Raw genomic sequence first — 11,914 nt, 5'->3', positions numbered from 1 at the left:
GGTCACAACCGGAACCGGACACACCACCCACCTGAGCACCGAGTCGCCCGACTCCGCGCCGGGTCAGTGGAACACCATGTACGTCACCGGAGCCGGGAGACGTCCATAGCGTTCCACCCATCGAGGCACGCAACGCGACAACCGAACAATCCGGCCGCATACCCTGTCGCGCCCCAAGCCTCGTCCGGCTTGATCGACTCGACCCCGCCGCAAGCCGGCGTATCCAAAACCCGGACACCGCGACATGCCGCAAAACGGGCCGGCCACGAGCCAAGGGATCCGGACGGCGAACGACCACGACGCGGGTGTGGCCCGCCGTGACCGGCGTAGGGATCAAGCCTGACCGCCCGGAGCCGGGCATGGCGGGCCACACCCGACAACCGCGACCACCGGCACCGAAACCACCCGACAACCGGCGACACCGACAGCCGCGACCAGAGGATCACGGCTCGTACTTGTAGCCCAGCCCTCGGACGGTGACGATGTAGCGCGGCGCGGACGGCTCCGGCTCGATCTTCGAGCGCAGCCGCTTGACGTGCACGTCCAGCGTCTTGGTGTCGCCCACGTAGTCGGCGCCCCAGACCCGGTCGATGAGCTGCCCCCGGGTGAGCACCCGGCCGGCGTTGCGCAGCAGCAGCTCCAGCAGCTCGAACTCCTTGAGCGGAAGCTGCACGGCCGCGCCGTCAACGGTCACCACGTGCCGTTCGATGTCCATCCGGACCGGGCCGGCGGCCAGCGTCGGCGCACCCGACTCGGCCGCCTCCGTGCTCTGCCGGCGCAGCACCGCCCGGATCCGGGCCACCAGCTCGCGCGGCGAGTAGGGCTTCGTCACGTAGTCGTCGGCCCCGATCTCCAGGCCGACCACCTTGTCGATCTCACTGTCCCGAGCGGTGACCATGATGATCGGGACGTGCGACCGCTGCCGGAGCTGACGGCAGACCTCGGTGCCCGACATCTCCGGCAACATCAGGTCGAGCAGCACGATGTCGGCGCCGGTCCGGTCGAACTCGGTGAGGGCGGAGGGACCCGTCGCGGCGACGGACACCTCGAAACCCTCCTTGCGGAGCATGTAGGACAGGGCGTCGGAGAACGATTCCTCGTCCTCGACCACCAGTACGCGGCTCAACGGGTGTTTCCTTTCCTGTCGCTCAGGCCTGCCGGAGCTCGGCCGGGCCGGCCTCGATCCCAGCCGAATTGAGTGTCGCCTCCAGGTCGTCCGGGGGGCTGGCGGGCAGCCGGAGGGTGAACGTCGACCCCCCACCAAGAGTGCTCGACACATCCACCCGACCGCCATGGTTGTTGGCGATGTGCTTGACAATGGCCAGGCCGAGGCCGGTCCCGCCGGTGGCCCGCGAGCGGGCCTGGTCGGCCCGGTAGAACCGCTCGAAGATCCGGTCGACCTCGTTCGGGGCGATGCCGATGCCCTGGTCGGCCACGGCGATCTCAATGTGCTCGTCGGTGGCCCGGGCGGTGACCCGGACCGTGGTGTCCTCGCCGGAATAGTTGATCGCGTTCTCCACCAGGTTGGCCAACGCAGTGGCGAGCTGGCTGTCGCTGCCGTACACGGTGAGACCGCGCTGGCCGTCGACGGCGATCTCCACCCGGCGGGCGGCGGCCCCGGTCCGGGTCCGGTCGATTACCTCGGCGATCACCCAGTCCACGGCGACCGGCTCGGGCGCGGGCTGTGGCTCCGCGCCCTGGAGCCGGGTGAGTTCGAGCAGCTCCTGGACCAGCCGGCCGAGCCGGGTTGACTCGTGCTGGATCCGCTCGGCGAACCGCCGGGCGGCGATCACGTCCTCGGAGAGTTCCGCCGCGCCCTCGCCGGCCGGCTCGGTGGCGTCCACCAGCGCCTCGGCGAGGAGCTGGAGGGCGCCGATCGGGGTCTTCAGCTCGTGGCTGACGTTGGCCACGAAGTCCCGCCGGACCCGGGCCAGCCGGTGCGATTCGGTGACGTCGGCCGCCTCGATCGAGACGTAGCCGGCGCCCAGGCCCATCGCGCGCAGGTGCACGCCGAGCGGATTGTCCCCGGCGCTGTCGCGGCCACGGGGCAGGTCCAGCTCGATCTCGCGCCGCACGCCCGTGCGCCGGACCTGCCCGGCGAGGGTACGGATCAACGGGTGGGCGGCGATGGATCCGGGCGCCGCTCCGGTGCGGAGCAGACCCATCGCCCGCGCGGCCGGGTTCACCAGCACCGGCACGTCGTCGGGGTCCAGCACCACCACGCCGGCGCGGAGCGAGTCGATCGTCTTCCGGCCCAGCGCGGAGAGCCCGCCCTGCTCGTCGTCGGGAATCGGGGGCCTCCCTGCACTCCGGGAGCTCTCACTCCCCGACACCGACCGGAGCCACCAGCCCCGGGCCGGTCCGGACAGCAGCAACCCGGCGACCAGTCCGGTCACCAGAGCCACGGCCACCGCGACCGCCACCGCCCATTCCACCCGGCGATAGTAGGGTCATTGTTCACCTGGCGATCGGTCAGAACAGGACGAACCACGCTCACTTCCGGGAAAGTTCACTCCCGGGTCCCGCGTCGTTAACCGGCGTTCACCTTCGTGCCGGCTCCCCCGGCCTACGGTTGGTCGCGCACCTGCTCACGCCGTACGCGGCCCTCCCCGGCCCGGCGGCGACCACCAACCCCAGGAAGTGACGATGCGCGACGAGTTCCGGGCCGACCTGCAGATTGTCAGCCAGCTACTGGTGGACATGGCGGAGGGGGTCCGCGCCGCCATGCGCCAGGCCACCAAGGGCCTGCTGACCGCCGACCGCGCGGCGTCGGAAGCCGTGATCGCACGGGACGCCGAGATCGACGACCTCTACCGGCACGTGGAGGAGCGGGTCTGCGACCTGCTGGCCCGGCAGGCGCCGGTCGCCTCCGACCTGCGTGCCATGATCACCGCTCTGCACGTGGCCGCCGACCTCGAGCGGATGGGCGACCTCGCCGACCACGTCGCGAAGACCGCGCTGCGCCGCCACCCCTCGCCGGCCGTGCCGGCCGAGCTGCGGCCGATCTTCACCGACATGGCCGGGATCGCCGACCGGATGGCCGAGAAGATCGGCAAGGTGCTGGCCAAGCCCGACGCCGACATCGCAGCCGAGCTGGACCGGGACGACGACGCCATGGACGACCTGCACAAGAGCCTCTTCGGGGTGCTGCTCGGCGACGACTGGCCGTACGGGGTGGAGACCGCGATCGACGCCACCCTGCTCGGCCGCTTCTACGAGCGCTTCGCCGACCACGCGGTGAACGCCGGCGAGCACGTGGTCTATCTGATCACCGGCACGCCGTCCGCCTGAGCGGGAAGGAGGGGCCCCTTGTTAACAGACGTGCGTTAACAAGGGGCCCTTCCTTACACCTCAGCGGCCCTGGTTGGCGACCGCGGCGGCGGCCTCCTTGGCGGCCTCCGGGTCCAGGTACGTCCCGCCGAGGACCTGCGGGCGCAGATCGGGGTCGAGGTCGTACCGCAGCGGGATGCCGGTCGGGATGTTCAGCTTGGCGATCGCCTCGTCGGAGATCTGGTCGAGGTGCTTGACCAAGGCGCGCAGCGAGTTTCCGTGCGCCGCCACCAGCACGGTACGGCCGGCCAGGACGTCCGGCACGATGGAGTCGTACCAGTACGGCAGCATCCGCTCGACGACGTCCTTGAGGCACTCCGTACGCGGCATCAGCTCGGTGGGGAGCAACGCGTACCGGGGGTCGCCGGCCTGCGACCACTCGTCGTTGTCGTCGATCGGCGGCGGGGGCGTGTCGTACGACCGACGCCAGAGCATGAACTGGTCCTCGCCGTACTCGTCCAGGGTCTGCTTCTTGTTCTTGCCCTGCAGGGCGCCGTAGTGCCGCTCGTTGAGCCGCCACGACCGGCGTACCGCGATCCAGTGCCGGTCGGCGGCGTCCAGCGCCAGTTCGGCGGTGCGGATCGCACGGCGCAGCACGCTGGTGTGCACCACGTCCGGCAGCAGGCCGTGCTCGCGGAGCAACTCACCGCCGCGCCGCGCCTCGTTCTCGCCCTTGGCGGTCAGGTCGACGTCGACCCAGCCGGTGAAGAGGTTCTTGGCGTTCCAGTCGCTCTCGCCGTGCCGCAGCAGGACCAGCGTCCCGACGGTGGGCCCTTCGCTCGCAGTCATGCGGATCATCCTGCCGTACGGCGCGGACGGACGCGCAGGGACCGGTCGTGACGACCACCACGTGGAAAAGCTGATGACCTGCGTTCCGGGACGACACTAGGTTGTAAGGCGCACGAGATTGATCGGTCATTACCGAAACGGGGGCGTCGGGATGCGGACGGTACAGAACTGGTTCCGGGACACGACGGGCGGCCTGCCGCGGGCGTTCTGGTACCTCTGGACCGGCACCCTGATCAACCGGCTCGGCTCGTTCGTGCTGGTCTTCCTCGCCATCTACCTCACCCAGGAGCGTGGCTTCTCGGCCTCGCAGGCCGGCCTGGTGATCGGGCTCTGGGGCGTCGGCGGCGCGGTCGGCACCACGGTCGGCGGCACCCTGACCGACCGGTGGGGACGCCGGCCCACCCTGCTCACCGCGCACCTCGGCGCGGCGACCATGATGCTCGGGCTCGGCCTGGCCCGGCCGCTCTGGGCGGTGGCCCTGGGCGCACTGCTGCTGGGCACCTTCGCCGAGGCGGCCCGCCCGGCGTTCGGCGCCATGATGATCGACGTGGTGCCGGAGAAGGACCGGCTGCGCGCCTTCTCCCTGAACTACTGGGCGATCAACCTGGGCTTCGCCTGCGCCGCGGTCCTCGCCGGGCTCGCCGCCCAGGCCGACTACCTGCTGCTCTTCGCCGTCGACGCGGCCACCACCCTGGTCACCGCACTGATCATCTTCGCCCGGGTGAAGGAGACCCGGTCGGCCGTCGCCGGCCCGAGCGTCAAGCACGCCGCCCCCGCCGGCGCGCTGCGGACCATCCTCACCGACCGGGTCTACCTGGGCTTCGTGGCGCTCAACCTGCTGGCCGCGCTGGTCTTCCTCCAGCACATCTCGATGCTGCCGATCGCCATGGGCGACTCCGGCCTGAGCCCCGCCACGTACGGCTCGGTGATCGCGCTCAACGGGGTGCTGATCGTGGTCGGGCAGCTCTTCGTACCCCGGCTGATCAAGGGCCGGAGCCGGTCGCACGTGCTGGCCCTCGCCGCGGTGGTGACGGGCGTCGGTTTCGGGCTCACCGCGTTCGCCGACGCGGCCTGGCTCTACGGCCTCACCGTGCTCGTCTGGACCGTCGGCGAGATGCTCAACTCGCCCTCCAACTCCACCCTGATCGCCGAGCTCTCCCCCGCCGCGCTGCGCGGTCGCTACCAGGGCGTCTTCTCGCTCTCCTGGCAGCTCGCCGGGGCCACCGCCCCGATCCTCGGCGGCCTGGTCCGGGAGCACGCCGGCAACAGCACGCTCTGGCTCGGCTGCGCCGTGGTCGGCGGTGTGACGGCGGTGGCGCACCTGGTCTCCGGCCCCGCCCGCGAGCGGCGGGCGGCCCAGCTCCGCACCGCGGCCACGCCCGCCCGGCCGGTCACGGTGGTCCGCACGCCGGTCCCCGAGGTGGCCGAGGCCGCGGCGACGGCACCCGCCGAGCCGGTCCGCGCCACCTCCTGAGGTACGCCCGGACGGCTGGTCCGGGCACCGTGTGCAGGGCCACGCTGGCGCGCGTCGGTCCGGCTGCCTACGGTCGTGGACGGATCGGTTAACAAACCTTCATGGAGGACGGGTGCACGGCCTGCGGCGCTGGTGGGACGACACGGCCGGCGGACTCCCCGCCACCTTCTGGTACCTCTGGTCCGGCCTGCTGATCAACCGGGCCGGCGCCTTCGCGATGCTCTTCCTGTCGCTCTACCTGACGGCCGCGCGTGGGGCGTCGGCCTCCCTCGCCGGGGCGGTGGTCGGGGCGTACGGGGCGGGCGGGGCGGTGGGCACGCTGCTCGGCGGGGTGCTCGCGGACCGGTGGGGCCGGCGGGCCACCCTGCTCGCCGCGCACCTCGGGGCGGCCGGGCTGATGGTGGGGCTGGCGTTCAGTCGGGACCTGCTGGTGATCGCCGCGCTCGCCGCGCTGGTCGGGGTGGTGCACTCGATGCCCAGCCCCGCCTTCGTCGCGGCCATCGTGGACGTGGTGCCGGAGGACCGCCGCGCCCGCGCGTTCAACCTCCAGTTCTGGGCGTTCAACCTGGGCATGGCGCTGGCGTCGCTGCTGGCCGGCGTGCTCGCCGAGGCGAGCTTCCTCGCGCTCTTCCTGGTCGACGCCGGCACGACCCTGGCCGCGGCGGCGGTGATCGCCCTGAAGGTCCCCGAGACGCTCGACCCACGTACCCGGATCTCCGTCCTGCCGGCGGGCCGGCGGCCGGGGCTGCACACCGCGCTGACCGACCGTGTCTTCCTGGTCTTCGTCGGGCTGACCTTCCTGCTGGCCGTGCTCACCATGCAGACCTCGACGATCATGCCGCTGGCGATGCGCGCCGACGGCCTGCGCCCCTCCGCGTACGGCCTGGTGGTGGCGCTCGGCGGCGCGCTGATCGTGGCCGGCCAACTCTTCGTGCCCCGGCTGATCGCGCCGTACCGGAAGGCGACCGTGCTGTCGGTCTCGACCGGGCTGATGGCGCTCGGCTTCGGTGCGCTGGCCGTCGCCGACCACCTGCCGTTCTACCTGGCCGCCGCGGTGGTGTGGACGGGCGGCCAGATGCTCGCCGCACCCCCGAACGCCCAGATCAACGCGGATCTCGCCCCGCCGGAGCTACGGGCCCGCTACCAGTCGGTCTTCTACCTGACCTTCCCGGCGGCGTCCTTCGTCGCGCCGGCCCTCGGCGGCCTGAGCCTCGAGTACCTGGGCGAGCGGCACTGGCTGGTGGTGGGCGGCCTGGGCCTGGTCGCGGCGGCCGGGCACCTGCTGGCCGGTCCGGCCCGGGAACGCCGGGTCGCCGCGCTCCGGTCCGCCGTGGCGAGCCGGGAGAAGGCGCTCGCCGGAGACCGCTGAGCCGTAGTCCGGAATCGCCGGCCCCGGAAGAGGGCCGGAAGGGCGGAAACGGTGCGAGCGCCCACCCTGACCCCCGTCAGGATGGGCGCTCGCACCGTACGCCCGGCGGCGGCGGGCGACACTCACCCCCGTAAGCGTCGCCCGCTCGCGCCGCCGGTTCCACGGGTGGCACCGTCCCCCAACGGTGTGCTCCACCCGATCCCTCGCACCTCGCTTGCGCGGATCTGATCGATCCGCCGCTCCCCCGAACGATTACAAGCGTGGCGCGGTGCAATAAAGTTAGTTCGCCCGGATCTCCGGATTCAACTCAGTTCACTGTCTCGCCCGTCACAGCACCGTGTCGGAAATCCGGCTGTTCCTGGTCCGGGCTCTGGGATGGCCAACAGCGAGTCCCCGCCCGCCATTCCCGTAAACCTCAGGCGTCCTCCCGATTCGGGTTCTCCGTACGGAAGAAGTTGCTCTGCCGACCGTCCCGCATCTGCTCCTGGTAGATCAGGTTCAGGCCGCGGAGGTCGAATGTCCGGAACCAGTCGTCCCAGCTGATCACCTGGATCCGGCTGCTCTCCCGGTAACCCGGGATGTTGAACGTCAACACGCCCGGACGGCCTTCCCGCTCGGTCCCGGCGATGGTGGCCGGCTTGGCGCCGCGCGCCCGCGCCCACCGCTGGATCACCTCGTGGTTGGCGGTCACCAGGCTCCGGCCGGGACGCTCCGGACGATCCGCCAGTGAGGTGATCTGCTGGGAGGAGCGCACCGAACGGGCCGACGACCGACCGGTACGCACACCCGTCGCCTTCGCCGCCGCCGTACCGCCGCCCCGGGAGGGTGCTGCCCTCCCGGCCGCACCGCCGGTCGCCTTCGCGCCGCCTGCCCGGGTCACCGCCGCCCTCGCGGGGGCCTTCTTCGCAGCGGGGGCCTTCTTCGCGGCGGCCTTCTTCGCCGGGGCCGCCTTCTTGGCCCGCGCGCCGGTGACCTTCGCGGCGGGTGCCTTCTTCGCCGCGATGGTCTTCTTCGCCGGTGCCTTCTTGGCCGCCGCCTTCTTCGTGGCCGCGGCCCGCCCGGTGGGCCCGGTGGGCCGGCGTGCCGCGCCGCCGCCACGGCTCTCCGCGCGGAGGGTCCTCGCCAGGGTCTTCACCAACTCCGGCTTGCGCAGGGTGGAGATCCCGGCGACCCCACGGCGGCGGAGCTGGCCCCGGATGTCGTCCACCCTCATCCGGGAGATCGCCGATTCGGAGATCCCCGGCGTGTTCGGGGTCTTGTTGCCACCTTGCCGTTTGGTCCTCGTCGCAGTCGTGCCGCGACCTGAGCTGCTTCGCTGAGCCATGGGACACGCTCCTCGACAGTCCGTCCTCGGCCCGCGGTGGGTCCCAACAGTGCCGCACCGCGCGGTGCGGCATACCCGTCAGGACGGCTCCGAACCTCCGGCACCCGAAGTCGCGCCCGCCGACGGCTCGAAGAGGTGCGCGAAGGCGGCCAGGTTGGCGGTCGACTCGCCCCGCTTGACCCGCCACTCCCACTCCCGGCGGATGGCGGTGCCGAACCCGATCTCCAGCATGCTGTCGAAGGACTCGTCGGCGTACGTCAGCACGGCGCCGAGCAGCCGGTCCAGCTCGTCGGCGTCCACTCCGGCCAGGTTGACCCGCCCGGTCAGGTAGACGTCGCCGACCGCGTCGATCGAGAAGGACACGCCGTACATGCGGGCGTTGCGCTGGAGCAGCCAGGCCCAGAGCTCCTCACGGCGCTCGTCGGGCTGGCGCATCACGAATGCCTCGATCCGCAGCGCGTGCTCGCCGACGATCAGGTTGCAGATCGTCTTGAGCTTGTGGGTGCCCGGCAGCGTGACCGCGTACGACGCCTCGCCGGTGGACTCCCACTCCAGCTCGCGCTCGGCGCAGACGGACTCGATCAGCGCGGCGAGCTCACTCCTGCGGCTCATCGCACCCACTCTACGGCCGGTCTCCGCCCCGCGCCCCGGGGCGACCGTCCGGGGTCACCAGGAGCAGGACAGGGCCGGGTCGCCGGAGAGCCGGCCGGCCAGCCGGGCCCGCTGCTCGGCGATCGCCTCGCCGTAGACGGTGAGCAGGCCGGAGGCGGTGCGGTGCCAGGAGAAGTTGCGGGCGTGCCGCTCCGCACCCCGGCCCAGCCCCGCCCGGCGCAGCCCGTCCGGCAGCAGGCGGGCCAGCGTACGGGCCCAGTCGACCGGGTCGTGGCCGTCGATGAGCACCCCGCTCACCCCGTCCCGGACCGCGGTCACCAGGCCGCCCACGGCGGCCGCCAGCACCGGGGTGCCGCAGGCCTGGGCCTCGAGCGCGACCAGCCCGAACGACTCGTTGTACGAGGGCACCGCGACCAGGTCGGCAGCGCGGTAGAGGGCGGGCAGGGCGTCGCCGGTCTGCGGGGGCAGGAAGCACACCCGGTCGGCGACGCCGAGGGAGTTGGCCAGCTCGATCAGCGCGGTGGGCCGGTCCAGGCCGCTGCCGCTGGGGCCGCCGCAGATCACCGCGGTCAGCTCGGCGGCGAGCCCGGGGTCCCGCTCGCGCAGCGCGGCGACCGCCCGGATCAACACGTCGGGGGCCTTGAGCGGCTGGATCCGGCCCACGAAGGCGACCACGTATCCGCTGGTGGGGAGCCCGAGACGGCGGCGGGCGGCGCGCACCGCGGCGTCCCGGTCACCGGCGGCCGGGCGGAACCGGTCCAGGTCCACACCGGGCTCCACCACGGACACCCGGGCCGGGTCGGCGTCGTACCGGTCGATCAGGTCGCGGGCCTCGACCTGCGTGTTGGCGACCAGCCGGTCGGCCTCGGCGACCACCTGCTCCTCGCCGATGACGCGGGCCTTCGGCTCGGGCCGGTCACCGGCCGCGAGCTGGGCGTTCTTGACCTTCGCGAGGGTGTGCGCGGTGTGCACCAGCGGCACCCCCCAGCGCTCCTTGGCCAGCCAGCCGACCTGCCCGGAGAGCCAGTAGTGCGAGTGGATCAGATCGTAGTGGCCCGGCGGGCGGGCGGCCTCGGCGCGCAGCACGCCGGCGGTGAAGGCGCAGAGCTGGCCGGGCAACTCCTCCTTGGTCAGTCCCTCGAGCGGGCCGGCGGTGACGTGCCGGACGTGGACGCCGGGCGCCATCTCGACCACCGGCGGCAGGTCGCCGGAGGTGGCGCGGGTGAAGATCTCCACCTCGACGTCGGCCTCGGCCAGCCGGCGGGCGACCTCCAGGATGTAGACGTTCATGCCGCCCGCGTCGCCCGTGCCGGGCTGGTGCAGGGGCGAGGTGTGCACGGAGAGGGTCGCGATCCGCCGGGGGCGCGGCCACGGCAGGGCACCTCGCTGACGACCGACACCGGTGTGCAAATCCGCCACGTCCGCTCCCTCTGTCACGGTTGATGCCGTCCCGCACGACCGGCGCTTCTCGGTCAACCTCCGCGCCGGATGTCATCTTCCCCATCGGGCTTCGGAAATGCGTCGCAGCCGGTCCCCGGCGTGACGGACCTCATCACCGCGCCGACCGTGGACCGGGGAGAGAATGACCGGATGACCTCTGTCGCGATCGTCACCGGGGCGTCCAGCGGGATCGGCGCGGCCACCGCCCGCCGGCTGGCCGCCGAGGGTTTCCACGTGCTCGCCGCCGCGCGGCGTACCGACCGGCTGGCCGATCTGGTTGCCGACATCGAGGCGGCCGGCGGCGCGGCCACCGCGGTGGACTGCGACGTCACCTCGGACGAGTCGGTCGCCGGGCTGGCCGCCGCGGCCGCCGCCGCGCCCGGGCCGGTCACCCTGCTGGTCAACAACGCGGGCGGCGCCCGCGGCCTGGACCCGGTGGAATCCGGCTCGGTGGGCGACTGGCAGTGGATGTACGAGGTGAACGTGCTCGGCACGGTCCGGGTCACCCAGGCGCTGCTGCCGGCGCTGGAGGCGTCCGGCGCCGGCACCATCGTGATCATCAGCTCCACCGCCGGCCACGTCGTCTACGAGGGCGGCGGCGGCTACGCCGCGGCCAAGCACGCGCAGACCGCCGTCGCCGGCACGCTCCGGCTGGAGCTGTGCGGCCGTCCGGTCCGGGTGATCGAGATCGACCCGGGCATGGTGAAGACGGAGGAGTTCGGCCTGGTCCGGTTCGGGGGTGACGCCGACCGGGCCGCCGCCGTCTACGCCGGGGTGGCAGAGCCGCTGGTCGCCGAGGACGTCGCCGACTGCGTCGCCTGGTGCGCCACCCGCCCCCAGCACGTCAACATCGACCAGCTGGTGGTCCGCCCGCTGGCCCAGGCCGCCCAGCACAAGGTGCACCGGGTCAGCTGATGAAACCGCTGGGCGTCGTCACCCGCGGGACGACGAATCCCAACCGCCTCCGGCGGGTGGACAACTGGATCGCCGAGACCTGCGGCGACGCGTTGCGCGCGGCCGCCGACCCGCTGGTCGTCGACCTGGGCTACGGCGCCACCCCGATCACCGCCGTCGAGCTGCGGGCCCGGCTCGCCACCGGGGTCCGCGCCGACGTACGGGTGGTCGGGCTGGAGATCGATCCGGTACGCGTGGCCGCCGCCCAGGCCGCCGCCGAACCGCCCGGGCTGACCTTCGCCCGGGGCGGCTTCGAGCTGGCCGGCCTCCGGCCCGCCCTGGTCCGGGCCTTCAACGTGCTGCGCCAGTACGACGAGAGCGAGGTGGCCGACGCCTGGCGTACGGTCACCGGGCGGCTGGCTCCGGGCGGGCTGCTGGTCGAGGGGACCTGCGACGAGCTGGGGCGGCTGGGCAGTTGGGTGCTGCTCGACCGGACCGGCCCGCGCACCCTGACCCTGGCCGCGAAACTGACCACCCTGGAGAGCCCGGCCCAGCTCGCCGAGCGGCTACCGAAGGCGCTGATCCACCGCAACGTCCCCGGCGAGCGGATCCACGACCTGATCCGCGCCCTGGACGACGCCTGGCAGGCCGCCGCCGGCTACGCCCCCTTCGGCCCCCGCGA

11 protein-coding genes are annotated in these 11,914 nt (G+C 72.7%); 5 read left to right on the top strand and 6 right to left on the bottom strand.

Features of this window, described 5'->3' with window-relative positions; all coding sequences use genetic code 11:
* Window positions 1-442 precede the first annotated feature (442 nt).
* Window positions 443-1,126 carry a response regulator transcription factor gene (locus ONA70_RS29760; protein WP_265009814.1) on the bottom strand — a complete coding sequence of 228 codons (684 nt, stop codon included), beginning with the start codon at window positions 1,124-1,126 and terminating at the stop codon, window positions 443-445.
* Between the two features lie 22 nt (window positions 1,127-1,148).
* Window positions 1,149-2,369 (bottom strand): sensor histidine kinase, encoded by a 1,221-nt coding sequence (locus ONA70_RS29755; RefSeq protein WP_406601267.1) that lies wholly within the window; start codon window positions 2,367-2,369, stop codon window positions 1,149-1,151.
* Between the two features lie 277 nt (window positions 2,370-2,646).
* Between ONA70_RS29755 and phoU the strand changes: the two genes are divergently transcribed.
* The gene (gene phoU, locus ONA70_RS29750; RefSeq protein WP_265009812.1) at window positions 2,647-3,291 is read left to right on the top strand and encodes a phosphate signaling complex protein PhoU; all 645 of its coding nucleotides are present in this window, start codon (window positions 2,647-2,649) and stop codon (window positions 3,289-3,291) included.
* A 60-nt stretch (window positions 3,292-3,351) separates the two neighbouring features.
* Here the strand turns inward: phoU and ONA70_RS29745 are convergent, their stop codons facing one another.
* Complete coding sequence (locus ONA70_RS29745; protein WP_265009811.1) at window positions 3,352-4,119, bottom strand: phosphoglyceromutase; 768 nt, start codon at window positions 4,117-4,119, stop codon at window positions 3,352-3,354.
* Between the two features lie 151 nt (window positions 4,120-4,270).
* Between ONA70_RS29745 and ONA70_RS29740 the strand changes: the two genes are divergently transcribed.
* Window positions 4,271-5,593 carry an MDR family MFS transporter gene (locus ONA70_RS29740; RefSeq protein ID WP_265009810.1) on the top strand — a complete coding sequence of 441 codons (1,323 nt, stop codon included), beginning with the start codon at window positions 4,271-4,273 and terminating at the stop codon, window positions 5,591-5,593.
* 112 nt (window positions 5,594-5,705) lie between these two features.
* Window positions 5,706-6,962: an MFS transporter gene (locus tag ONA70_RS29735; protein ID WP_265009809.1), complete on the top strand. Its 1,257-nt coding sequence runs from the start codon at window positions 5,706-5,708 to the stop codon at window positions 6,960-6,962.
* Window positions 6,963-7,377: 415 nt separating this feature from the next.
* Here ONA70_RS29735 and ONA70_RS29730 read toward each other — a convergent pair whose 3' ends face one another.
* From ONA70_RS29730 to mshA, 3 genes are all read right to left on the bottom strand, one after another.
* On the bottom strand, window positions 7,378-8,286 hold the full coding sequence (locus ONA70_RS29730; protein ID WP_265009808.1) for a hypothetical protein: 909 nt from the start codon (window positions 8,284-8,286) through the stop codon (window positions 7,378-7,380).
* A gap of 78 nt (window positions 8,287-8,364) precedes the next feature.
* The gene (locus ONA70_RS29725; RefSeq protein WP_265009807.1) at window positions 8,365-8,898 is read right to left on the bottom strand and encodes a type III secretion system chaperone family protein; all 534 of its coding nucleotides are present in this window, start codon (window positions 8,896-8,898) and stop codon (window positions 8,365-8,367) included.
* A 54-nt stretch (window positions 8,899-8,952) separates the two neighbouring features.
* Window positions 8,953-10,317: a D-inositol-3-phosphate glycosyltransferase gene (mshA, locus tag ONA70_RS29720; RefSeq protein WP_265009806.1), complete on the bottom strand. Its 1,365-nt coding sequence runs from the start codon at window positions 10,315-10,317 to the stop codon at window positions 8,953-8,955.
* A gap of 171 nt (window positions 10,318-10,488) precedes the next feature.
* On the opposite strand from mshA, the gene ONA70_RS29715 reads away from it, so the two are divergent.
* Window positions 10,489-11,253 (top strand): SDR family NAD(P)-dependent oxidoreductase, encoded by a 765-nt coding sequence (locus tag ONA70_RS29715; RefSeq protein WP_265009805.1) that lies wholly within the window; start codon window positions 10,489-10,491, stop codon window positions 11,251-11,253.
* The coding region (locus tag ONA70_RS29710; RefSeq protein ID WP_265009804.1) for a class I SAM-dependent methyltransferase at window positions 11,253-11,914 on the top strand (662 nt) is incomplete at its 3' end. The genes ONA70_RS29715 and ONA70_RS29710, both read left to right, overlap by 1 nt.

This window comes from Micromonospora yasonensis (assembly GCF_026013475.1).
Lineage (GTDB): Bacteria > Actinomycetota > Actinomycetes > Mycobacteriales > Micromonosporaceae > Micromonospora > Micromonospora yasonensis.
The sequence above is the reverse complement of the archived record's forward strand: the minus strand, read 5'-3'. Positions and strand labels throughout refer to the sequence as shown.